The organism is Bacillus cereus group sp. BfR-BA-01523, from assembly GCF_022662615.1.
GTDB classification, from domain to species: domain Bacteria; phylum Bacillota; class Bacilli; order Bacillales; family Bacillaceae_G; genus Bacillus_A; species Bacillus_A mycoides.
Genome location: NZ_JAKUDX010000005.1, coordinates 1 through 23857 on the forward strand (window position 1 = coordinate 1; position 23857 = coordinate 23857).

Below are 23857 nucleotides of genomic sequence, written 5' to 3' on the forward strand. Positions count from 1 at the left end.
CTCCAGCGGCTAGAATCTCCGGCCATTTCGCTCTCTCGGTCGAAGCAAAAAGCGCTTCTTGGTCGAGAGCTTGAAGTGACCTGGATTCTGAACGAGCCGCTTGCGCTTTTAATTGATATCCAGTTCCGGCGGCTAGCTCTTCGTGTCTAAGAACCTCCGCTACTCAAGGTAAAAAGCACCTTTTGTGCGAGAGAACCTTAGCCAGTCAGAGCTGAGCGAGCCGCCTCCACTTTTAATTTTAAAAAGACAAAAACAGGTAGTTGCAAAATGGAGTTAGCCTTGTTATAATTTCATCATATGTGTTTCATCAATATAGTTGTGTAAGCAGCTGAAGATGAAAAACTCTGTTTCGAAAATGATTCAGGGCGGAAGGAGATGAAAAGAATGAAAGCAGGAATCCATCCAAATTACAATAAAGTTGTATTTATGGACACGAACACTGGCTTCAAATTCTTAAGCGGGTCTACAAAAGGCTCTAGCGAAACTGTTGAGTGGGAAGATGGTAACACTTATCCATTACTAAAAATTGAGATCAGTTCTGATTCTCACCCATTCTACACTGGACGTCAGAAGTTTGCTACTGCAGACGGACGTGTTGACCGCTTCAATAAGAAATACGGCATCAAGTAATAAAGAACATAAAACAGGCAAGTGTATGTATTCGCTTGTCTGTTTTTTTTGCGAAAATATTAAACCTTTACCCTACTTTGGATTAGGAAAGTAGATGAAAGGAGAGCTCAATGTACTTAATGAATCAAAATGGTTGGATTGAAGTGATTTGCGGGAGTATGTTTTCTGGGAAATCAGAAGAGCTCATCCGCCGTATACGCCGTACACAATTTGCGAAACAACATGCGATTGTATTTAAACCATGTATTGATAATCGTTATAGTGAAGAAGATGTTGTATCACATAATGGATTAAAGGTTAAAGCAGTTCCTGTTTCAGCTTCAAAAGATATATTTAACCATGTAACAGAAGAAATGGATGTTATTGCAATCGATGAGGTACAATTTTTTGATGGGGACATTGTGGAAGTGGTGCAAGTATTGGCAAATCGTGGCTATCGTGTCATTGTAGCTGGATTAGACCAAGATTTCCGTGGTCTACCATTTGGACAAGTTCCTCAGCTGATGGCGATTGCTGAACATGTAACTAAATTGCAGGCAGTTTGTTCTGAATGTGGATCTCCTGCAAGTCGTACGCAACGTTTAATCGATGGAGAACCAGCGGCATTTGATGATCCAATTATTTTAGTTGGGGCTTCAGAATCGTATGAACCACGTTGTCGTCATTGTCATGCAGTACCTACAAAACAAAGATAAGTGAAACTCGCTATGTAGAGCGGGTTTTTTTCGAAAATAGATGAAGATTGGTGGCAAGAATCTCCGGCCATTTCACTCTCTCGCTCGAAGCAAAAGCGCTTCAAGGCCGAGAGTTCCAATGTCCTGCGATTCTGAACAAGCCACCTGCGCTTTTAAATATAATTTGCGTTTTTTTGATTAAGTACCATATACTATTTGTATTAGATACTAGGATGTAGAGGTGAATGGTGTGTTAGATCGTTTGCAAGCTGTAGAAAATCGTTATGAGAAGTTGAATGAATTGTTAAGTGACCCAGAGGTTATTAGCGATACAAATAAGCTTCGTGAGTATTCAAAAGAGCAATCTGATATTCAGGACACGGTAGAGGTGTACCGTGAGTATAAAGATGTTCGTGAGCAATTACGAGATGCAAAAGCAATGTTAGAAGATAAGTTAGACGCTGATATGCGTGATATGGTAAAAGAAGAGGTTTCTGAATTAGAAGGACAAGAGAAAACATTATCAGAACGTCTGAAAATTTTACTTGTTCCAAAAGACCCTAATGATGATAAAAACGTTATCGTTGAGGTTCGTGGCGCTGCTGGTGGTGACGAGGCAGCTTTATTTGCTGGTGATTTATATCGTATGTATAGCCGTTATGCTGAGGTGCAAGGTTGGAAAACTGAAATTATCGAAGCGAGCTATACAGAGTTAGGTGGATATAAAGAGATTATCTTTATGATTAATGGTAAAGGTGCTTTCGCGAAGCTGAAATTCGAGAATGGTGCTCACCGTGTACAACGTGTTCCTGAAACGGAATCTGGTGGACGTATTCATACATCTACAGCAACTGTAGCTGTACTACCAGAGGCAGAAGAAGTAGAAATTAATATTCATGAAAAAGATGTTCGTGTTGATACGTTTGCTTCTAGTGGTCCTGGTGGACAAAGCGTTAATACAACGATGTCAGCGGTACGTTTAACACATTTACCGACTGGTGTAGTTGTATCTTGTCAGGATGAGAAATCACAAATTAAGAATAAAGAAAAAGCGATGAAAGTATTACGCGCACGTGTTTATGATAAATTTAGACAAGAAGCGCAAGCTGAGTATGATCAAAACCGTAAACAAGCTGTTGGTACGGGAGATCGTTCAGAGCGTATTCGTACGTATAACTTCCCGCAAAACCGTGTTACAGACCATCGAATCGGTTTAACGATTCAAAAGCTAGATCAAATCCTACAAGGTAAGTTAGATGATTTCATCAATGCCTTAGTGATGGAAGATCAGGCGCAAAAGATGGAGGCAGCTGAGTAATGCGTGTCTATGAAGCCCTGAAATGGGCTTCTTCTTTTTTACAGGAAAATGGACGAGATGAAAATGCGGGAGAAATTGTCCTTTGTCATGTATTAAAGACAAACAGAACCGGAATGCTCATGAATATGCGTGAAGAAATAACTGCGGAACAAGAGAAAGGTTTTGCAGAATTTATCCACAACCATGTAGAAGGTATTCCGATCCAATATATGCTCGGTTATGAAATGTTTTATGGCCGATCATTCTTTGTAAATGAAGAGGTATTGATACCAAGACCGGAAACAGAGGAACTTATAGTTGGAGTGCTAGAGAGAATTGAGCGCCATTTCGGTAATGAGGAGCTTCACATAGCGGATATTGGAACAGGTAGTGGAGCGATTTCTATTACGCTCGCTTTAGAAAATAAAAATCTTCATGTGTATACAGTAGATATCGCACAGGAGTCGATTGAAGTTGCAAAAGAAAATGCAAAAACTTTAGGGGCGGATGTAACTTTCTATCACGGCGATTTACTGTCTCCGTTTTATGAAACAGGTCAGAAGTTAGATGTTGTTGTTTCCAATCCTCCGTACATACCAGAGGAAGATTGGCGTGGTCTTTCTACTGTTGTGAAGGAGCATGAGCCGAAGCGTGCGCTTGTTGGTGGTGAAGATGGACTAGATTTCTATCGTCGTTTTATGGAAGAATTGCCGAATGTATTACAGAAAAGGGCGATTGTGGCGTTTGAAATTGGTGTAGGGCAAGGTGAAGATGTGAAAGCATTATTACAGCAAACTTTCCCGCGCGCTCAAGTTGAAGTTGTATTTGATATTAATGGAAAAGATCGCATGGTATTTGCAGAGATGGAGTAAGGCATAAGCCTTACTCTATTTTTTGTATGAAAAATTCGTAACTACTCAGCCATACATTTTATTTAGAATTTTGGTAAGGGGTATTATTCCAGAGAAAATACGCCTCTTATTACCTATAGAAAGTTATTTTCATTTTTCAGCATATAGATTGCTGCCACGAAGATAAAAATGGACATACACTTTGCTAGCTTTCTTTGTTTTAAAACTTTGCGCGTGGCAGGAAAAGGCCCTGACCGCTCCTGTAAATAGCCAGTCCCTCTCGTCTATTTAAAAAAATGTTTTTCTGTCGGTTTTTCATAGAGTGGCTGATTAGTTACAAAAATTCATATAGATTTTGAATTTAATAGTTTAGAAAGATGAAAGTCTGTCCACACTGTTTTTAGAGGGGACGGTGGAGGAAATGAAAAAACAAGTTATTGCTTACTTTCTTTTATTATTAATTGGTGCACAGTTACTTGTGCAGTTTGGATATATGAAAGCTGATGCAAAAGGGCCTACTGTTATTCCGAAAGAGGCCGTTCGATTACGTATTTTAGCTAATAGTGATTCCGATAAAGATCAGGCATTAAAACGTAAAGTACGTGATGAAGTGAAAGCGCAAATTGATGGATGGGTAGCGGATTTAACGTCATTTGAAGAAGCTCGAAAAGTAATTCAAAATCATATTCCTGAAATTGAAAAGACAGTGGCGAATACGCTGAAAAGAGAAGGAAGTAAAGAGGCGTTTCAAGTGAAATTCGGTAAGAATGTGAAGTTTCCTACAAAGGTATATGGGAATTTTATTTATCCGGCAGGAGAATATGAAGCGGTACTTATTACAATTGGAAAAGGTGAAGGTGCAAACTGGTGGTGTGTATTATTTCCACCGATGTGTTTCTTAGATTTTTCAAGTGGTACAGCTGTAAGGAAAGAAGAACATGTTGTGAAGGCTGAATCTCCTGAGGAGGGGGAAGTTAAGGAGCAAGATGAGGAAGTAGTGGATGTACCAGAGAAGAAAGAGGGTAAAGTGAAAGAAACGAAGGTTGTAAAGCAGGAAGTCGCAAAAAAAGTAACAGATTCTGAAAAGAAAGTAGTAAAACACGAAACACAAGTAGAAGAACAGCCTGTAAAAAAAGTAGAAACAAAAACTGTGGAAAAAGTGGAGAAACCTGTGGAGCAAAAACAAGAAAAGCAAAATGAGTATGTAACAGTAGAAGAGGAAGAGAAACCAGAGGTTAAATTATTTATCGTCGAAGCTTTTACATCTTTATTCTCTAAATAGTGCTATTAATAAATCCTTCCTCATATATATCAATGAGGAGGGATTTACTATGAAGAACGTGTATTTTGCTACGAAAGCAGATGTAGAAAGATTACATTCTTTTTTCGGACAAGCTAATAAAAAAGATGATAAAATAAATGAGTTGTACGCACAATTTATGATCTTGGAAGAGGCGGGAGAAATACGAGCGGTAATTGGATATGAACAAAGTGGAGAAAATGCACTTATCCGTTCTTGTTTATTCACACCTAATGTGGATAAACAGACTTTCTTATATTTTTTCGAGATGTTTTTGCAGTATATGAAAGAAAAAGATATTCGACAATTGTACTTACTCACAAATCATCCACAATCTGTGACCATCTTTCAGTTTTTTAACTTTGTCATTATAGAGAAAGAGGAAGTGCCAGAGGAAATTCGACAGTTAGAACACTTTTGTAAAAATATAAAAGAGCTAAATGCAATAATACTAAATTGTCAGCTATTCACAAAGTTATCCACGGATTAACAAGGTTTATCCACATTTTGTGGATAAACCTTGTTTGTCTTTTGGATAAATCTCATAGTAAACTAAAAATAGACAAGTATTTCATGGTAGAAAAGGACGTGGGAAAAAATGCATACAAATATGTGGGTTGTGGATAATGTTGTGGAAAGAAAAAAATATTATCCACAATTAAAAGAAGCAGCGAGATTATTAAGAGAAAATGAAGCGGTGGCCTTCCCAACGGAAACGGTTTATGGGTTAGGAGCAAACGCAATGGATGATGAAGCGATAGCGAAAATTTTTGAAGCGAAAGGGAGACCGAGCGATAATCCACTGATTGTCCACATAGGAACAAAATCTCAGTTAGATGGTATCGTAAGAGAAATTCCGCCGGTTGCAGAAAAGTTAATGGAGCATTTTTGGCCAGGACCATTAACAATCATTTTACCGAGAAAAAAAGGGATTTCAGAGAGGGTTACGGCAGGACTTAATACAGTCGGAGTGAGGATGCCGGATCATCCAGTAGCGCTCGCCCTTATTGAAGAGGCAAACGTGCCTGTTGCGGCACCGAGTGCGAATCGTTCAGGACGCCCAAGTCCAACGTTAGCTTCTCATGTGTATGAAGATTTAAATGGGAAAATTGCTGGTATTGTTGATGGCGGGGCGACAGGAGTAGGTGTTGAATCAACTGTAATTGATTGTACGAGCGAAGTTCCGACGATTTTACGTCCTGGTGGGATTACGCAGGAACAATTGGAAGCAGTAATAGGAAATGTTTCTTTAGATCCAGCTTTAAAGGATGAGAAAGAAAAACCGAAATCGCCTGGAATGAAATATACACATTATGCACCGAAAGCGCCACTTAGTATTGTTGAAGGATCCCGTGAGTTTATTCAACGTATTGTGGATGAGAAAAAGAAAGAAGGATTTAAAGTAGGTGTATTAACGACCGAAGAGTATCAACATGTGTATAGTGCAGATGTTGTATTGTCTTGTGGTGTGCGAAGCGATTTAGCCAGCGTTGCGACTAAGTTATATGATGTGCTTAGAACGTTTGATGCAAGTGAGGTAGATGTTATTTTTAGTGAATCATTCCCGAATGAAGGCATAGGAAATGCAATTATGAATCGTTTAACAAAAGCTGCGGGACATCATATTATCACTGAATGATAATGTACCTTTAGCAAACAGAATATTTTTCCTCGGATAAGCATATTGTGAAGTAGCACGTCCGAGGGGGGATATGAATGACACTTGAACAATTAATACCTTTAATAATTATGGCATTTGCCCTGGGGATGGATGCATTTTCAGTGAGCCTCGGTATGGGGATGGTAACATTAAAGTTAAGACAAATCCTTTATATAGGTATGACGATTGGGATATTTCATATTATTATGCCATTTATCGGAATGGTACTAGGACGTTTTCTATCAGAGAAGTATGGGGATGTCGCGAATTTTGCAGGAGCTATTTTATTAATTGGGCTAGGGTTCTATATTGTATATTCGTCTATTTTAGAAAGTGAAGAGACTAGAACTGCTCCAATTGGAATTAGTTTATTTGTATTTGCATTTGGTGTCAGTATAGATAGTTTTTCAGTAGGTCTTAGTCTTGGAATTTACGGAGCAGAGACAATTATTACGATATTATTGTTCGGACTAATAAGTATGTTACTGGCGTGGATGGGTTTATTGCTCGGTAGGCATGCCAAAAATATGCTTGGTACATATGGTGAAATAGTAGGTGGTATCATTCTGGTTGGATTTGGATTATATCTCCTTTTTCCTATATAATTTTATATAGGAGGGAATTATGAACAAGTTATTGGAATGGTATGTTAAGTTTTTAACCTTCTTTCCTAGATGGCTAAGAAGGCTAATAATCTGGGGTATTATTTTGCAAATTTCGATGTTAGGTTGGATTAAGTTAATTCGTGAATGGTGAGATCGTTCCTTTCTGTGCATAGTTTCGTTTGTACTATATTGATCACACTAAAAAATTACAAATATAGAAAGGATGAGATGAATGACGAGATTGAAGCAAGTTTTTGGCATTATTATTAGTTTTTTTGTTTTTTGGTTCAGTATGCTCGGTGTACAAATGTTTGCTGAGTTTTTAGATATTGAGTCATTGAAGTTTGTTGCAGGAAAATCGGAGGCGGCGCGTACTTTTTATTCTCCGTACCCGTTTTTAATTGTTTTCCTTATTACGTTACTTTCCTTATATTTCTTTGTAATAAAGCTTGGTAGATCTAAAAAAGAGAAATTCCCGGCATTAGAGGAGAAGAACGAAGAATTACGATAAAAAATCCCCCGCTTTCAGCGGGGGGGGTATGTTTGAGTGATGAAGCTGGAGCTTTTCGGTGGCATCCAGCTCCCCCTCCTAGGCCCTTGAGTCTAAGAACCTTCCCCACGAGAAGATAAAAAGCATCTTCTGTGAGGAAGAACCATTCTGAGCGAGCCGCTTCCGCTTTTAGATCTATCCAGCTCCAGCGGCTAGAATGGTCGGTGGCTTCGCGCCTTCCTGCGAGGCAAAAAGCGCCTCTACGTCAGGAGCTCCATCCCCCTCTTATTCTGAACGAGCCGCTTCCGCCTTTAAATGGGCCTCACTAATTCAAATTGTTCTCCTAGTTTTGCGTAGTTGTGTCCTGCTAGGCGGCTTATTGGTTTTAGTTCTTCGGCGTGAATTCGGCCGTTTTCGTATAAGTGCTCTGCGACGTGGAAGCGAACGACGCGGCCGATTAGTAGGTCACAAGCTGGCGAGTCGTCGGTTCCGCCGAGCGGTATAGCGCGTTCTAATATGCATTCCATTCGAATGTTTGCTTCTTTCACCCCTGGTACAGAAATGACATCGCTGTCGATCGGTGTTAGTTTTGCTAATTCGATTTCACTTTCATCGGGTGGTAGGTTGGCAGCTGTTTCATTGATCGCTTCTACGTAAGACTCATCAGAAATATGTACGACAAATTCCCCTTTTTCGATTGCGTTTCGGGAAGTGTCTTTTGGTTTTCCTTCTTTTCGTTGTACTGAAACCGAGATAAGTGGTGGATTGGCAGCGACGATATTGAAATAACTATATGGCGCACCGTTCAATACACCATCTTTAGTTACAGAAGTAACGAATGCAACAGGACGTGGAATAATACTTCCTGTTAGTAATTTGTAATTATCTTTTTCGGTTTGTTCGTTTGGATTAATGGATAACATGTTGTAATCCCCTTTCTAAATATGAATACTTATTGTTTGTTTACAAGATACTAGTGGGAAACTCCTGCTGAAAAAATATTTTTTTGACGTTTTTTGTATTACTACGTAAAAAAGGCCCACTTCAAATTTTACTGAAGTAGGCCTTTTTTGAATAGGTATCTCAAATCCAAGATAAATGATTAAAGTAAAACGTAAGCACCAGGGCCAATTAAAGCTACACCAACAGCAACAGCGATTAACATTAAATTATACTCATATCCGTTTTGTGTTACCCAGTAACCATTTTTTCCGTGAACAGTGAAGATTGCCATTAACATTGTTCCAACGATAAATAATGAACCAACTGCAATGAAAATACCTGATGCAAATAAGAAACCACCTAGTAATTCAGTTGCGCCAGCCATAAATGCCATGAATACACCAGGGCGTAAACCGATTGATTCCATCCAGCCACCTGTTCCTTTTAAACCGTAACCGCCGAACCACCCAAATAATTTTTGAGCGCCATGACCCATGAATGTAATACCTATAATAAGACGAATAATAAGAAGACCGAAATCCATCATTTAAAAAAACCTCCTAAAAGTTATTAACTTACCTTATGTAAGTAATGATAAAATAGTTACTTACTTTAGTCAAGTGGATTTCGGAAAAAGTTTGAATTAAATTTTACAAATTAACAACAAAAAACAAAATGTAGTAAAGACCTCTAGACAAGTTGGGTAAAAAAAGAGAAAATATAAGTAGAAGTTAACTTCTCATTGTTATTCAGACAATCAGAATTGACTGGAATTTTGTGAGGCGCTACAATAAGAGTCTAGTAGTAATGGCATAAGTTATTTCGAAAGCGTTTTTACAGTATAACATTCGAAGTATGAAGTCTTACGTGTATTTCGATCTTGAATAGAGATTGCCCTATAAACTTTTAGGTAAATTATAAGGAGGACTATCCTATGTTTAAAAAATTATTCGGTTTTGGTTCAAAAACAAATGAAGAAACAATCGTAGCTCCATTAACTGGAGCAGTGAAAAATATTGAAGAAGTACCAGATCCAGTATTCGCTGGTCGTATGATGGGTGACGGTGTTGCGATCGATCCTACTGAAGGTGTAGTTGTATCTCCAGTTGATGGTGAAATCGTACAATTATTCCACACGAAACATGCTATTGGAATTAAAGCGAAAAACGGTACAGAAATTTTAATCCACGTTGGATTAGAAACTGTAAAAATGGAAGGTGAAGGTTTCGAAGCTCACGTTTCTGAAGGACAAGCTGTAAAAGCTGGAGATAAATTAATCTCATTCGACTTAGAATTAATTCGTGAAAAAGCGAAAAGCACAATTACTCCAATCGTTATTACAAACACAGATGCAGCTGAGTCTATTAAGACAACTGTAGGTGTAACAGCTACAAAAGGTTCAACAGAAGTAATGAAAGTTACAATGAAATAATTATTGTATGAAAGGAATCCGTTTCGTATGAAATGGATTCCTTATTTTGTTTTGTAGTGTGTTCATTATGTATGGTGAAATACTTTGGGCACTTGGAAATAGGGTTTCACATATATGTGGATAAGGCGCATTTTTCTTAGAAAAAATATAAGAGAAATGCGCCTTTCGTATATTCACATTTCTTTTGTTCTATTCTAATGTACGCTATGATAAATGGTAGGAAACAGAAAAAAGGGGTGGGTTTAGATGAAACGGGTGTTATTTGTTTGCACTGGAAATACATGCCGTAGTCCGATGGCTGAGGCTTTGCTTCGCCATTATGGAGAAGGTAAATTTGAAGTGCAATCTGCTGGTGTTTTCGCCTATCCTGGAAGCGATGCGTCGGTACATGCAAAGGAAGCTTTAGCTGAAAAAGGAATTGTAATCGATCATGCCGCGCAGCAGGTAAACGATACTTTGGTTGATTGGGCGGATATTGTAGTAACAATGACGGAAAACCATAGGCAAATTGTACTTGGGCATTATCCGAGTGTTGAAAAGAAATTGGATACATTATATGGATTAACTGAGGGTGTAAGTAAGGATATTTCAGATCCATTTGGCGGATCGCTTTCTATTTATAAAGAAACGTTAGAAGAGATGGAAAAACTTGTACAAACTTTACTGAAAAAACATTCAGAAGGTTGATGTTTCGTGTATAATACGATATTGGAGATCACTTTGTTCCATTAAGGTAGCGAGTGTGAAATGAAGATAATTGATTGAGACTTCGGAGGGGTAAAAATGAAAGTAGTAGTAGCATCTGATCACGGCGGTATGAATATCCGTAAAGAACTTGTAAATTTATTAGAAGAGTTAAATATTGAATATATTGATTTAGGTTGTGAATGTGAAGCTGGTTCTGTTGATTACCCTGATTTTGCGTTTCCAGCAGCAGAAATGGTCGCGAATGGTGAAGTGGATCGTGGTATTTTAGTTTGCGGGACAGGCATTGGCATGTCAATCGCAGCAAACAAAGTAAATGGTATTCGTTGTGCATTAGTTCATGATACTTTCAGTGCGAAAGCGACGAGAGAGCATAATGACACTAACATGTTAGCAATGGGCGAGCGTGTAATTGGAGCTGGTCTAGCGCGTGATATCGCGAAAATTTGGCTAACAACTGACTATGAAGGTGGCCGTCACGAAAACCGCGTAGGAAAAATTAAAACGTACGAAACAAAGTAATAGATTCTAACTATAAGTAGTATGAAATATAATTTGGTGAACCAACCTGTGAAAGGAAGAGGCGTAATGACAGAAATCGTAAAGGTAAGAGAACAGCTACAAATGTCGCTTTCTGATTTCCAAGAACAAGCCACGCTGCAAAGTGGTCAAATTTTTGTAGTGGGGTGTAGCACGAGCGAAGTGCTAGGCGAAAGAATTGGAACATCAGGAACGATGGAAGTGGCAGAGGCGATTTTTTCTGAATTAAAACAATTTCAAGAGAGAACAGGTATTGAATTGGCGTTTCAATGTTGTGAGCATTTAAATCGTGCTTTAGTAGTTGAGAGAGATGTAGCGATGAAATATCAATTTGAAATTGTAACAGTTACGCCTGTTAGATCAGCAGGTGGTGCATTAGCGACGTATGCGTATCACAATTTTAAAGATCCGGTAGTAATTGAGTTTATTAAAGCAGATGCAGGAATGGATATCGGCGATACATTTATCGGTATGCATTTAAAGCATGTAGCTGTACCGGTTCGTACAAGTGTGAAAGAAATAGGAAGTGCGCATGTAACGATGGCGAAAACACGTGGGAAACTAATAGGTGGAGCACGTGCCGTTTATGCGGCAAATGAAGAAGCTATTCCTTGCCGTTAAACATGAAAAATTATAAAGTCTTATAACAGCTGTATATCGAAAGGTAAAAGGTATGTGGTCTGACTTTATAATAGAAGAAAGAAAAGACCAATTTTGGTCTTTTTTTTTCTTTTATGATATAGAAAGTCATGTTAGAATGTAGTTGAAAACATGAAGGTTCGAAAGAATTACAACCTGAATTTTCGTTTTTTCTGAATAAATGAGAAAAAACTATTGGGAATTGATGTAATTCGTTCAGAAAAGGGGGATTTTGGTGAATCATTTAAAACGTCAAGATGAAAAGGTATTTGCTGCAATTGAGGCAGAACTAGGAAGACAGCGTTCAAAGATCGAGTTAATTGCTTCGGAAAACTTCGTAAGTGAAGCAGTAATGGAGGCGCAAGGTTCTGTTCTAACGAATAAGTATGCTGAAGGATATCCTGGAAAACGTTACTATGGTGGTTGTGAACACGTAGACGTAGTAGAAGATATCGCACGTGATCGCGCGAAAGAAATTTTTGGCGCAGAGCATGTAAATGTTCAACCACATTCTGGTGCACAAGCGAACATGGCAGTATACTTTACGATTTTAGAGCAAGGCGATACAGTACTTGGTATGAATTTATCTCATGGTGGTCACTTAACACACGGAAGCCCTGTTAACTTCAGTGGAGTACAATATAATTTCGTAGAGTATGGCGTGGATGCTGAATCTCACCGTATTAATTACGATGATGTATTAGCAAAAGCGAAAGAACATAAACCAAAATTAATCGTTGCAGGTGCAAGTGCATATCCTCGTGTTATCGATTTCAAACGATTCCGTGAGATTGCAGATGAAGTGGGCGCATACTTTATGGTTGATATGGCACATATCGCTGGTTTAGTAGCTGCTGGTTTACATCCAAACCCAGTACCACATGCACATTTCGTTACAACGACAACACATAAAACATTACGTGGTCCACGTGGTGGTATGATTTTATGTGAAGAGCAATTTGCAAAACAAATTGATAAATCAATCTTCCCTGGTATTCAAGGTGGTCCACTTATGCACGTAATTGCTGCAAAAGCTGTTGCATTTGGTGAGACACTACAAGATGATTTTAAAACATATGCACAAAATATCATTAATAATGCGAATCGTTTAGCTGAAGGCCTTCAAAAGGAAGGACTTACACTTGTTTCTGGCGGAACAGACAATCATTTAATCTTAATTGATGTTCGTAACTTAGAAATTACAGGTAAAGTAGCAGAGCACGTATTAGATGAAGTTGGTATTACAGTGAACAAAAATACAATTCCATTTGAAACAGCAAGCCCATTTGTAACAAGCGGCGTACGTATCGGTACAGCAGCTGTAACATCTCGTGGTTTCGGTTTAGAAGAAATGGATGAAATTGCGGCACTTATTGCTTATACATTAAAAAATCATGAGAATGAAGTTGCATTAGAAGAAGCAAGTAAGCGTGTAGAAGCGTTAACGAGCAAATTCTCAATGTATACAGATCTATAATAGATTGAAAAAGACTGCTGAAACGTAATTGTTTTGGCAGTCTTTTTTGTGGACATATATTATTTTTAAAGTATGTATACAAATGATGAATAAATTTTGGCGATATAATGAAGGATACAGCTCCCATAATTGGTAAAGATACTAGATAGATTCATCGCAAAATCATGATTTTGCCAAATTTGCCCTTGAATATTAGTAGCGTTTTCTTTACAATCGTAAATAGTGTAAAGAAGCGTGTAAACGCATGAATATCATCTAAAGGAGAGATTCACATGGGAAAACTGTATGTATTTGATCACCCGTTAATTCAACATAAGATTACATATATTCGCGATAAGAATACAGGTACGAAAGATTTTCGTGAATTAGTGGACGAAGTAGCAAGCTTAATGGCTTTCGAGATTACTCGTGACCTTCCACTTGAAGACATTGAAATTGAAACGCCTGTAAGCAAAGCGACAACAAAAGTGATCGCTGGTAAAAAACTTGGTTTAATTCCGATTTTACGTGCAGGTTTAGGAATGGTTGATGGAATTCTGAAATTAATTCCAGCAGCAAAAGTAGGACACGTTGGTTTATACCGTGACCCTAAAACATTGCAACCGGTAGAATACTATGTGAAACTTCCAACGGATGTAGAAGAGCGTGATTTTATCGTACTAGATCCGATGCTAGCAACAGGTGGTTCTGCGGCTGAAGCAATTAATTCTCTGAAAAAGCGCGGTGCAAAGCAAATTAAATTAATGTGTATCGTAGCTGCTCCAGAAGGAGTAAAAGTAGTGCAGGAAGAGCATCCTGATGTTGATATTTATGTAGCGGCATTAGATGAGAAGTTAAATGACCATGGTTATGTAGTTCCAGGTCTTGGTGATGCTGGTGACCGTTTATTCGGAACGAAGTAAGACAACAGACGAGAGGGGGATTCCCCTCTCGTTTTTTTTTCGCCCTCAGCACACGGGGGAGGGGGAGATAAATATACAGGGTATATACAACATAAGTTATATACACATCACATATAATATAGAAGTCTTACGTCTCGGGGACACTATATTATGGAAGGAAAGCGCTATATCTTAAAAATATAATAGTGACAAACTTGTGAACATTTTCTTCTATTATAAAGAGAAAACTGTTAGAAATTGCATATCTCTAACCAGTATTTAGAAGGGGAACGTTTTCATTTTTGGGAGGAAATGCCTAATACTCAAATTTTTTGATTTTTTACGATTTCTCGTTGACACTGTTAATACCCTATTGTATGCTAACAACGGGGATAGATGGTAGGGCTTTCAGTGACAAAAATGCATCTATTCCGTGACGAAAATGTAAACTTTTTATTTTGTATAGAATTTATGCAGAAAAATGAGTTATTATTAACACATCGTGAATGAGGGTTACATATTGGAGGGATGAATCCTTGCAAAAAAACGATCGCAGCCATATAAAAGCGTATGCTTTAATGTCAGGAATACTTGCTCAGTTAGTTGGTTCTATTCTTATCGGAATCTTTGGTGGGCAATGGATTGATAATAAGGTTGGAACGTTTCCATTGTTTCTTATTATAGGGTTATTACTCGGGTTAGGAACAGGGGTATACGCAATGATTCGACTCATTCAACATTACTATTCGGGAGAGCAATGATGATAGACGTACATGGACTTGTCCAACGACAAAAGAAATATATGTACTACTTGCTTGCGCTTCTAGTGCTAGGATGGGGAATTACCTCTTACAAGGATGTATTTCTTGGGCTGATTATCGGAACGATTTTCAGTTTTCTTAGTTTGCGCATCATTGCACGTAGAACAGACAAGCTATTAGATCGCGTAACAAATGGAGAAAACGTGAAGTTTAAGGCGACAGCGGTAAGTACATATTCAAGATTCGCCACGATTGGGTTATTAATTTTATTTGCAGCCAAATATCAAGAGTTAATTGCGATGTGGGGCTTAGGTGTAGGATTGCTGACAGGATACCTTGTCATGATCATAGATTTTCTTTATTTAGAGTATACGAGCAGGGAAGAGAGGTGAATTACTAGTGGAACACGGTAAATTAGTTGAATTTCTAGGTTTAACGTTCGATTTGTCATCAGTTATGATGGTTACTGTAGCAGCAGTTATTGTTTTCTTAATCGCTGTTATCGGAACTCGCAGCTTAGCGCTTCGCCCAACCGGAATGCAAAACTTCATGGAATGGGTGTTTGACTTCGTGAAAGGGATTATCAATAGTACGATGGACTGGAAAACAGGTGGACGATTCTTAACGCTTGGCGTTACGCTTATCATGTTTATCATCGTATCGAACTTCCTTGGTTTACCATTCATGTATTCAACAGTTGAGGCTGGCGAACATATTGCATGGTGGAGATCACCAACGTCTGATCCAGCAGTTGCATTAACATTAGCCGTGATGGTAGTTACCCTCACCCATTACTATGGAATTAAGATGAAGGGTACGAAAGAATATGCTAAAGGTTATTTCCAACCTATGAAATTCTTATTCCCATTAAAGGTTATTGAGGAGTTTGCTAACACATTAACGTTAGGTCTTCGTTTATTTGGTAACATTTACGCAGGTGAAATCTTATTAGGATTACTTGCTAAGTTAGGTGGGGCATCATTCTTAGGAGCATTAGGTGCACTTGTACCGATGTTAGCATGGATGGGATTCAGCGTATTCGTTGGTTCAATCCAGTCATTTATTTTCGTAATGTTAACGATGGTTTATATGGCTCATAAAGTAAGCCATGACCATTAATATAATTTAAGTAAGAAAAAATTTATTTTTTTATAATACAAAGGAGGACAAATTAAATGAGTTTAGGTGTAATCGCAGCTGCAATTGCAATTGGTTTATCAGCATTAGGTGCAGGTATTGGTAACGGTCTTATCGTATCACGTACAATCGAAGGTGTTGCTCGTCAACCAGAATTAAAAGGCGCACTTCAAACAATTATGTTCATCGGGGTTGCATTAGTTGAGGCACTTCCAATTATCGGTGTAGTTATTGCTTTCATCGTAATGAACAAATAAGGGAGACTCCCCTTACATAGATGGCGAAGAGTGTTTTTCCGAACTTTCTTCGCCATTGCTTTATGAACGAAACGTATGTCTTTTTTTTTCATATGATCAATTTAGATATTTTGAAGGGAGTGAATCCTTGTGCCAACTTTATTATTAGGGGCTTCCATTCCATTTGGAACGATTGCTTATACATTGTTCATTTTCTTACTTCTATTAGTAATGCTACGCAAATTCGCGTGGGGTCCTTTAATGGGAATTATGAAAGAACGTGAAGAGCATGTTACTAATGAAATCGACGCTGCAGAAAGAAGTAATGCTGAAGCGAAGAAATTAGTAGAAGAACAACGTGAAATGTTAAAACAATCGCGTGTTGAAGCACAAGAGTTAATCGAAAGAGCGAAGAAACAAGCTGTAGATCAAAAGGATGTTATTGTTGCTGCTGCGAAAGAAGAAGCAGAATCAATTAAAACATCTGCTGTACAAGAAATTCAACGCGAAAAAGAGCAAGCGATTGCTGCTTTACAAGAACAAGTTGCTTCTTTATCTGTTCATATTGCTTCTAAAGTAATTGAAAAAGAATTAAAAGAAGAAGATCAAGTGAAATTAATTCGCGATTATATTAAAGAAGTAGGAGAAGCGCGATGAGCAATGGGATTGTAGCAAAACGTTATGCTGTCGCTCTTTTCAAAATTGCAAAAGAAAAACACGTATTAGAAATGTTTGAAGAGGAATTACGCCTTGTACAAAACGTTTTTACAAAGAACGGAGAACTACATAGCTTTTTAACGCAACCGAACATTTCAAAAGAGCAGAAGAAAACGTTTCTTGCAAACGTATTCGCATCTGTTTCTGAATCTATTTTAAATACGTTATATATTTTAATTGATAACAAGCGTATTGATATCCTACCTGAAATTGCAAATGAATATGTTGTTCTTGCTAATGAAGAACGTAACGTAGCGGATGCAACTGTATATTCTATTCGTCTTCTATCGGAAGAAGAAAAACTTAACATTGCAGAAGCATTTGCAAAAAAAACAGGAAAAGATGCAATTCGCGTGAAAAATGTTGTGGATGAAGATTTACTAGGCGGCATTAAAGTACGTATTGGAAATCGCATTTACGACGGAAGCTTACAAGGAAAATTAGCACGTATTCAGCGTGAATTAATGAAGAATAGATAGGGGTGAAGCACATGAGCATCAGAGCTGAAGAAATTAGCGCACTGATAAAGCAACAAATCGAGAACTATCAGTCTGAAATCGAAGTTAGTGATGTTGGTACAGTTATCCAAGTTGGTGACGGTATTGCGCGTGCTCATGGTCTTGATAACGTTATGGCTGGTGAACTTGTAGAGTTCTCTAATGGCGTTATGGGACTAGCACAAAACTTAGAGGAAAACAACGTAGGTATCATTATTTTAGGACCTTACACAGAAATCCGTGAAGGTGACGAAGTTCGTCGTACTGGTCGCATCATGCAAGTACCAGTAGGAAAAGAACTAATCGGTCGTGTTGTAAACCCATTAGGTCAACCAGTTGATGGTTTAGGCCCAATCAATACAACAAACACTCGTCCAATCGAAAGTCCAGCACCAGGTGTAATGGATCGTAAATCTGTTCATGAACCACTTCAAACAGGTATTAAAGCGATCGATGCTCTTGTACCAATTGGCCGTGGTCAACGTGAGTTAATCATCGGTGACCGTCAAACAGGTAAAACAGCAGTTGCACTTGATACGATCATTAACCAAAAAGATGAAGATATGATTTGTATCTATGTAGCTATCGGACAAAAAGAATCAACAGTACGTAACGTAGTAGAAACACTACGTAAGCACGGTGCATTAGATTACACAATCGTTGTAACTGCATCAGCTTCTCAACCAGCTCCATTATTATACCTAGCTCCTTACGCTGGTGTAACAATGGGTGAAGAGTTCATGTACAATGGTAAACACGTATTAGTAGTATATGATGACTTATCAAAACAAGCAGCGGCTTACCGTGAGCTTTCATTACTATTACGTCGTCCTCCAGGTCGTGAAGCATATCCAGGGGATGTATTCTACTTACATTCTCGCTTATTAGAGCGTGCAGCAAAATTAAGTGATGCAAGAGGCGGCGGTTCTTTAACTGCACTACCTTTCATCGAAACACAAGCAGGGGACGTATCAGCTTACATCCCAACAAACGTAATTTCTATTACGGATGGACAAATCTTCTTACAATCTGACCTATTCTTCTCTGGCGTACGTCCAGCAATCGATGCGGGTACTTCTGTATCTCGTGTAGGTGGATCAGCTCAGATTAAAGCGATGAGTAAAGTATCAGGTACACTTCGTCTTGACCTTGCATCTTATCGTGAGTTAGAAGCGTTCGCTCAGTTCGGTTCTGACCTTGATAAAGCAACACAAGCGAAATTAAACCGTGGTGCTCGTACAGTTGAGGTATTAAAACAAGGATTACACAAACCGTTACGTGTAGAGAAACAAGTTATCATTCTTTACGCTTTAACACGTGGATTCCTAGATGATATCCCAGTAGTAGATATCACTCGTTTCGAAGAAGAATTCCATGCTTGGTTAGATTCAAATGCAACTGACTTATTAAGCGAAATTCGCACAACTAAGAAACTTGCGGATGATGACAAATTTGCAGCAGCTATTAATGGATTTAAAAAAGTATTCGTAGCTTCTGAGTAATAAATAAAAGCGGAAGCGGCTCGTTCAGGCTGCTGAAGCTAGATAATATATAAAGGCATCTCAATCTTTGAGATTGCTGACGGTTATGTAAAGGAAAAGAGTAGGTGCACCTATTCTTTTCCTTCAATCATGAGCAAGAATATCTTGCAACGTAGATTAGGAAGAGGATTCTTACTAATCGTGCCAACTTCCGGAAAAAAGGTGGTGAAAACCTGTGGCATCTTTACGCGATATAAAAGCGAAGATTAACTCGACAAAGAAAACGAGTCAAATTACGAAAGCGATGGAGATGGTATCTGCATCTAAGTTAAACCGTGCAGAACAAAATGCTAAATCTTTCGTTCCGTATATGGAAAAGATTCAAGAAGTAGTAGCGAGCATTGCGCAAGGAAGTAAAGGGATCAATCATCCAATGCTAAATGCGCGTCCTGTAAAGCGTACAGGGTACATCGTTATTACATCTGATCGCGGACTAGCAGGTGGTTATAACAGTAACGTATTACGTACAGTAAGTAACGTAATTCGTGAACGTCATAATATGGATTCAAACCAATATTCAATTATTGTGCTTGGACGACTAGGACGTGATTATTTAAAACGTCGCGGCTTTAACATCATTGATGAAGTAGTTGGATTATCTGACCACCCATCATTTACTGATATTAAAGATATTGCTTCTCGAGCAATTGCGATGTTCGCAGATGGTGCTTATGATGAGCTGTATATTTACTACAATCATTATGTAAGTAAAATTTCACAAGAAGTAACGGAAAATAAAATTTTACCGCTTACGGATGTGGCGTCTGATAAACCGACGACAGCTTATGAATTCGAACCTTCTGAAGAAGAAATTTTAAAAGTATTATTGCCACAATACGCAGAAAGCTTAGTGTACGGTGCATTACTAGACGGTAAAGCAAGTGAGCACGCGGCGCGTATGACAGCAATGAAGAGTGCTACAGACAACGCAATGGAAGTTATCGATTCACTTACACTTTCATTCAACCGTGCGCGTCAAGCAGCGATTACGCAAGAAATTACGGAAATCGTTGGTGGAGTAGCAGCGTTAGAATAGTATTAAAAAGCGTAGGTGGCTTGCTCAGAAGGGGAGGGCATTGGAACTCCTGACAAAGAGGCGTTCTTTGCCTCGTAGGAAGGGTGAAATGACCGACCCTTCTAGCCACCGGAACTAGATTCAATAAAAAGCGGAAGCGGTTCGTCCAGAACAGGAGAGTCGCGTAAGCTATAAACTAATAAAAATTAAAAGCCGACTTCTCTTAGAAAGCTGGCTAATTAAAAGAAAGCTAGGAGGGAACCCGATGAATAAAGGGCGCGTTACGCAAATCATGGGTCCGGTTGTAGACGTTAAGTTTGATGGCGGAAAGCTACCAGAAATCTACAACGCCCTTACGGTAAAACAAAGCAACGAAAACGGAGCAAGCATTAACTTAACATTTGAAGTTGCACTTCATTTAGGTGATGACACAGTTCGTACAGTTGCAATGTCTTCCACAGATGGACTTGTTCGTGGCACAGAAGTAGAAGATACTGGTAAAGCAATCTCTGTACCAGTTGGTGATGTAACACTTGGTCGTGTATTTAACGTATTAGGTGATGCAATTGACTTAGATGGTGATGTTCCTGCGGATGTACGTCGTGATCCAATTCACCGTCAAGCGCCTGCATTTGAAGAGTTATCTACTAAAGTAGAAATTCTTGAAACTGGTATTAAAGTAGTAGACTTACTTGCTCCTTACATTAAGGGTGGTAAGATCGGTCTATTCGGTGGTGCCGGCGTAGGTAAAACAGTATTAATTCAGGAATTAATTAACAACATCGCACAAGAGCACGGTGGTATCTCTGTATTCGCTGGTGTAGGTGAGCGTACTCGTGAAGGTAACGACTTATACCACGAAATGAGCGATTCTGGCGTAATTAAGAAAACTGCGATGGTATTCGGACAAATGAACGAGCCACCTGGAGCACGTCAACGTGTTGCATTAACAGGTTTAACAATGGCTGAACATTTCCGTGATGAGCAAGGACAAGACGTACTATTGTTCATCGATAACATCTTCCGTTTCACGCAAGCGGGTTCTGAAGTATCTGCCCTTCTTGGTCGTATGCCATCTGCGGTAGGTTACCAGCCAACACTTGCAACAGAAATGGGTCAATTACAAGAGCGTATTACATCTACAAATAAAGGGTCTATCACGTCTATCCAAGCGGTATACGTACCAGCCGATGACTATACGGATCCAGCACCAGCTACAACGTTCGCTCACTTAGATGCAACAACAAACTTAGAGCGTCGTTTAACACAAATGGGTATTTACCCAGCCGTAGATCCATTAGCATCTACATCTCGTGCGCTTTCTCCAGAAATCGTAGGAGAAGAGCATTATGGAGTAGCTCGTCAAGTACAGCAAACTTTACAGCGTTATAAAGAGCTTCAAGATATCATCGCTATCTTAGGTATGGATGAGTTATCTGAAGAAGATAAGTTAGTTGTACATCGTGCTCGTCGTATTCAATTCTTCTTATCACAAAACTTCCACGTAGCTGAACAGTTTACAGGTCAAAAAGGTTCTTACGTACCTGTAAAAAATACAGTTAGTGGTTTCAAAGAAATTCTAGAAGGAAAATATGATGACCTTCCAGAAGATGCGTTCCGTCTTGTTGGTAGCATTGAAGAAGTTATTGAAAACGCGAAGAAAATGATGGCGTAAGGCCTTAGGAGGGACGAATTATGAAGACATTTCCAGTCAGTATTGTAACTCCTGATGGACCGGTTTACGAAAAAGAAGTAGAAATGGTAAGCGTAAAAGCAGAGAGTGGGGAAATGGGGATCTTACCAGGTCACATTCCAACTGTTGCACCTTTAAAAATTAGTGCGGTCCGTCTGAAAAATGGTGGGCACACTGATTATGTAGCAGTAAGCGGTGGCTTTATCGAAGTTCGTCCAGATAAAGTAACTGTGTTATCATCATCTGCTGAAGAAGCAAACCATATCGATATCCATCGTGCAAATGAATCGAAACGTCGCGCTGAGCAACGTATGCAAGATAAACAAGCGCATGTTGACTTTAGACGTGCAGAAATGGCCTTGCAGCGTGCTGTGAACCGTTTAAACGTTTCTGATATGAAGTAAAAAAATCCGTAAGGGCTCTTGCCTTTACGGATTTTTTGTTATGGATATAAATTAAAAGAGGAAAAAACGCCTCTCTTTAGGTAGGAGAGAGCATCTAGCCATGCATAGATGTGTTTTATTTAAATGTCGAAACTGAAACTCAATTTAATAGATAGAATAAACTTACAAAATTGGTATAATTATATTGTTGTTTGTATAAGTAGAGAATATATAACAATTTATATTTCATAAAGGAGATGAACAAATGATCGGTGAAATGAAACGAGAAGCATTGTACTCTTTAAAAGGAAAATGGGGACTAGGTGTTGGATCAACGATTTTACATATTATTTTAAGTTATGTTGTTTCAATGGCTGCAATGCTTATACTTTTAATTCCAGGAATTATTATATTTTTCTTAGTTGTTGGTTTAGCGGGTTCAATTGAAGAGGAAGCAATATCAGTCGGGGCAGGTATTACATTTGGAATTTTTTATTGCATAATGATCATTTTGAGTAATGCATCTTATGGTATTACATCATACGGTTATACGAATGTGTTGCTACAAATTAGTAAACGAGAAGATGCTAGAGTAGATTATTTATTTGAAGGATTTCGTGGCTTTAAAAGAATGATGAAAACAATGTGGGCTATGCTTGCGATTTTGTTATATACAGGTACGTGGATTCCGATGTTGTTACTAGGTGTATTCGCGTTTTTTGGTGAGGAAGGGAATGTATCGTTAACAATTGCTTTCTTTGTACTATTAGCTATTTCGATTGTTGTAATGATTGTGATGTATTTTTCTTATGCGATGACGTATTATGTTATGGTTGAAAATCCAGATTATAGCGTTTCACAGGCGATGAAAGAAAGTAAGAACTTTATGAAGGGGCATAAACTAGATTTATTTCTTTTATGGCTTAGCTTCATAGGATGGGCTATTTTAGCAATTCTTACTCTTGGAATAGGATTTCTTTGGCTTAGTCCATATGTAGGTACAACGACAGCACATTTTTATCGCTATATTGCAAAAGGTGAATTGCAGTAGGGACGTGCTATACTAATAGAATTATTACGTATAGGAGGTTAAGTATGATTAGTGATTTAAAAGGAGAAGCGCTAGATTCACTGGAAGGAAAATGGGGCTTAGCTGTTGGGGCAACATTACTTATTTCGATTCTTACTTCAGCTTTTAGTTTTAGTATTCAGTTCCTTCTCTCTCAGGTTTGGGAGTGGAAAGAAGTGAATAGCTCACTTTCAATAGATGTTATTACAATATTGCTGGTGGGGCCTTTAACGCTAGGGGGTTATTGTTTAGCACTGCATATAATTCGTGAAAAAGAAGCGCGTATTGGGCATATATTTAGATGGTTTACAGAAGGAAGTAAGTTTATAAAGTCATTTTTATTATATATAGTAGTAAACATTTATATTTTCCTATGGTGTTTACTATTTATTATTCCAGGCATTATTAAATCATTTTCTTATGCGATGACGTATTTTATTATAAATGATCATCCTGAGTATTCAATAAATCAAGCTATTACAGAAAGTCGTCGTATGATGGCTGGACATAAGATGGAGTATTTCATTTTATGTTTAAGTTTTATTGGTTGGTTTATATTAAGTTGTATTACATTAGGAATTGGATTTTTATGGTTGATTCCATATTTTTATACAACGACAGCAGCTTTTTACGAAGAGATTGCAGAAGAATATTACGAAAAAAGAATTCCGACACTTTAAAAAAC

Annotated in this window: 31 protein-coding genes; 29 read left to right on the top strand and 2 right to left on the bottom strand. The window is 38.3% G+C overall.

Translation table 11 applies throughout. The features are described from left to right. Positions 1–384 precede the first annotated feature (384 nt). From MR066_RS14670 to MR066_RS14710, 10 genes are all read left to right on the top strand, one after another. The gene (locus MR066_RS14670; RefSeq protein WP_000643447.1) at positions 385–630 is read left to right on the top strand and encodes a type B 50S ribosomal protein L31; all 246 of its coding nucleotides are present in this window, start codon (positions 385–387) and stop codon (positions 628–630) included. A gap of 110 nt (positions 631–740) precedes the next feature. Beyond that, on the top strand, positions 741–1325 hold the full coding sequence (locus MR066_RS14675; RefSeq protein WP_002016305.1) for a thymidine kinase: 585 nt from the start codon (positions 741–743) through the stop codon (positions 1323–1325). A 229-nt stretch (positions 1326–1554) separates the two neighbouring features. Next, positions 1555–2622 carry a peptide chain release factor 1 gene (prfA, locus tag MR066_RS14680; protein WP_002139009.1) on the top strand — a complete coding sequence of 356 codons (1068 nt, stop codon included), beginning with the start codon at positions 1555–1557 and terminating at the stop codon, positions 2620–2622. Then, positions 2622–3473 (top strand): peptide chain release factor N(5)-glutamine methyltransferase, encoded by an 852-nt coding sequence (gene prmC / locus MR066_RS14685; protein WP_242247567.1) that lies wholly within the window; start codon positions 2622–2624, stop codon positions 3471–3473. The genes prfA and prmC overlap by 1 nt, the downstream gene beginning before the upstream one ends. Before the next feature lie 400 nt (positions 3474–3873). Then, positions 3874–4734 (top strand): stage II sporulation protein R, encoded by an 861-nt coding sequence (spoIIR, locus tag MR066_RS14690; RefSeq protein ID WP_242247568.1) that lies wholly within the window; start codon positions 3874–3876, stop codon positions 4732–4734. Positions 4735–4783: 49 nt separating this feature from the next. Next, positions 4784–5242 (top strand): GNAT family N-acetyltransferase, encoded by a 459-nt coding sequence (locus MR066_RS14695; protein ID WP_002016300.1) that lies wholly within the window; start codon positions 4784–4786, stop codon positions 5240–5242. Between the two features lie 108 nt (positions 5243–5350). Beyond that, a complete protein-coding gene (locus MR066_RS14700; protein WP_242247569.1) occupies positions 5351–6391 on the top strand; it encodes an L-threonylcarbamoyladenylate synthase in 1041 nt (346 codons plus the stop codon). Between the two features lie 77 nt (positions 6392–6468). After that, entirely contained in the window at positions 6469–7017 is a 549-nt protein-coding gene (locus MR066_RS14705; RefSeq protein ID WP_113936188.1) for a manganese efflux pump MntP, read from the top strand. Positions 7018–7036: 19 nt separating this feature from the next. Then, the gene (locus tag MR066_RS27210) at positions 7037–7168 is read left to right on the top strand and encodes a hypothetical protein (RefSeq protein WP_001037634.1); all 132 of its coding nucleotides are present in this window, start codon (positions 7037–7039) and stop codon (positions 7166–7168) included. An 81-nt stretch (positions 7169–7249) separates the two neighbouring features. After that, positions 7250–7528 (top strand): DUF3935 domain-containing protein, encoded by a 279-nt coding sequence (locus tag MR066_RS14710; protein ID WP_002034899.1) that lies wholly within the window; start codon positions 7250–7252, stop codon positions 7526–7528. Positions 7529–7818: 290 nt separating this feature from the next. Here MR066_RS14710 and MR066_RS14715 read toward each other — a convergent pair whose 3' ends face one another. Both MR066_RS14715 and MR066_RS14720 read right to left on the bottom strand, forming a co-directional pair. After that, complete coding sequence (locus MR066_RS14715) at positions 7819–8430, bottom strand: flavin reductase family protein (RefSeq protein WP_242247570.1); 612 nt, start codon at positions 8428–8430, stop codon at positions 7819–7821. 179 nt (positions 8431–8609) lie between these two features. After that, a complete protein-coding gene (locus MR066_RS14720; RefSeq protein WP_219300826.1) occupies positions 8610–8996 on the bottom strand; it encodes a DoxX family protein in 387 nt (128 codons plus the stop codon). Between the two features lie 387 nt (positions 8997–9383). Between MR066_RS14720 and MR066_RS14725 the strand changes: the two genes are divergently transcribed. The 19 genes from MR066_RS14725 to MR066_RS14815 all read left to right on the top strand — a co-directional run bounded on the left by MR066_RS14725 (position 9384) and on the right by MR066_RS14815 (position 23852). Continuing rightward, positions 9384–9881: a PTS sugar transporter subunit IIA gene (locus MR066_RS14725; protein WP_002016294.1), complete on the top strand. Its 498-nt coding sequence runs from the start codon at positions 9384–9386 to the stop codon at positions 9879–9881. A gap of 246 nt (positions 9882–10127) precedes the next feature. Then, on the top strand, positions 10128–10568 hold the full coding sequence (locus tag MR066_RS14730; RefSeq protein ID WP_242247571.1) for a low molecular weight protein arginine phosphatase: 441 nt from the start codon (positions 10128–10130) through the stop codon (positions 10566–10568). Positions 10569–10664: 96 nt separating this feature from the next. After that, positions 10665–11108: a ribose 5-phosphate isomerase B gene (gene rpiB / locus MR066_RS14735; protein ID WP_002089748.1), complete on the top strand. Its 444-nt coding sequence runs from the start codon at positions 10665–10667 to the stop codon at positions 11106–11108. A gap of 66 nt (positions 11109–11174) precedes the next feature. Next, positions 11175–11747, top strand: a complete 573-nt coding sequence (locus tag MR066_RS14740; protein ID WP_002130064.1) for a TIGR01440 family protein — start codon at positions 11175–11177, stop codon at positions 11745–11747. A gap of 253 nt (positions 11748–12000) precedes the next feature. Then, positions 12001–13242 (top strand): serine hydroxymethyltransferase, encoded by a 1242-nt coding sequence (gene glyA, locus MR066_RS14745; protein ID WP_242247572.1) that lies wholly within the window; start codon positions 12001–12003, stop codon positions 13240–13242. A 272-nt stretch (positions 13243–13514) separates the two neighbouring features. Continuing rightward, complete coding sequence (gene upp / locus MR066_RS14750) at positions 13515–14144, top strand: uracil phosphoribosyltransferase (RefSeq protein WP_000517533.1); 630 nt, start codon at positions 13515–13517, stop codon at positions 14142–14144. A 375-nt stretch (positions 14145–14519) separates the two neighbouring features. After that, positions 14520–14633: a DUF4024 domain-containing protein gene (locus MR066_RS14755; protein ID WP_000232963.1), complete on the top strand. Its 114-nt coding sequence runs from the start codon at positions 14520–14522 to the stop codon at positions 14631–14633. A gap of 26 nt (positions 14634–14659) precedes the next feature. Continuing rightward, positions 14660–14884, top strand: coding sequence for an AtpZ/AtpI family protein (locus MR066_RS14760; protein WP_002089742.1), 225 nt, complete (start codon positions 14660–14662; stop codon positions 14882–14884). Then, positions 14884–15276 carry an ATP synthase subunit I gene (locus tag MR066_RS14765; RefSeq protein WP_002016288.1) on the top strand — a complete coding sequence of 131 codons (393 nt, stop codon included), beginning with the start codon at positions 14884–14886 and terminating at the stop codon, positions 15274–15276. Before MR066_RS14760 ends, MR066_RS14765 begins: the two co-directional genes overlap by 1 nt. A gap of 7 nt (positions 15277–15283) precedes the next feature. Continuing rightward, positions 15284–16003, top strand: a complete 720-nt coding sequence (atpB, locus tag MR066_RS14770; RefSeq protein WP_002089740.1) for a F0F1 ATP synthase subunit A — start codon at positions 15284–15286, stop codon at positions 16001–16003. 56 nt (positions 16004–16059) lie between these two features. Beyond that, positions 16060–16278 carry a F0F1 ATP synthase subunit C gene (gene atpE, locus MR066_RS14775; RefSeq protein ID WP_000052064.1) on the top strand — a complete coding sequence of 73 codons (219 nt, stop codon included), beginning with the start codon at positions 16060–16062 and terminating at the stop codon, positions 16276–16278. Positions 16279–16407: 129 nt separating this feature from the next. Continuing rightward, positions 16408–16914 carry a F0F1 ATP synthase subunit B gene (atpF, locus tag MR066_RS14780; RefSeq protein WP_002016287.1) on the top strand — a complete coding sequence of 169 codons (507 nt, stop codon included), beginning with the start codon at positions 16408–16410 and terminating at the stop codon, positions 16912–16914. Then, positions 16911–17453, top strand: a complete 543-nt coding sequence (gene atpH, locus MR066_RS14785; RefSeq protein WP_002130060.1) for a F0F1 ATP synthase subunit delta — start codon at positions 16911–16913, stop codon at positions 17451–17453. The genes atpF and atpH overlap by 4 nt, the downstream gene beginning before the upstream one ends. Positions 17454–17464: 11 nt before the next feature. Continuing rightward, positions 17465–18973 (top strand): F0F1 ATP synthase subunit alpha, encoded by a 1509-nt coding sequence (atpA, locus tag MR066_RS14790; RefSeq protein WP_002016284.1) that lies wholly within the window; start codon positions 17465–17467, stop codon positions 18971–18973. A 214-nt stretch (positions 18974–19187) separates the two neighbouring features. After that, on the top strand, positions 19188–20048 hold the full coding sequence (gene atpG, locus MR066_RS14795) for a F0F1 ATP synthase subunit gamma (protein ID WP_002016283.1): 861 nt from the start codon (positions 19188–19190) through the stop codon (positions 20046–20048). Between the two features lie 244 nt (positions 20049–20292). Continuing rightward, positions 20293–21702: a F0F1 ATP synthase subunit beta gene (gene atpD, locus MR066_RS14800; RefSeq protein ID WP_002016281.1), complete on the top strand. Its 1410-nt coding sequence runs from the start codon at positions 20293–20295 to the stop codon at positions 21700–21702. 20 nt (positions 21703–21722) lie between these two features. Next, positions 21723–22124, top strand: a complete 402-nt coding sequence (gene atpC, locus MR066_RS14805) for a F0F1 ATP synthase subunit epsilon (protein ID WP_002016279.1) — start codon at positions 21723–21725, stop codon at positions 22122–22124. A 244-nt stretch (positions 22125–22368) separates the two neighbouring features. Then, positions 22369–23154 carry a DUF975 family protein gene (locus MR066_RS14810; protein WP_002016277.1) on the top strand — a complete coding sequence of 262 codons (786 nt, stop codon included), beginning with the start codon at positions 22369–22371 and terminating at the stop codon, positions 23152–23154. Positions 23155–23198: 44 nt separating this feature from the next. Continuing rightward, positions 23199–23852 carry a DUF975 family protein gene (locus MR066_RS14815; protein ID WP_002166408.1) on the top strand — a complete coding sequence of 218 codons (654 nt, stop codon included), beginning with the start codon at positions 23199–23201 and terminating at the stop codon, positions 23850–23852. Positions 23853–23857: the final 5 nt, after the last annotated feature.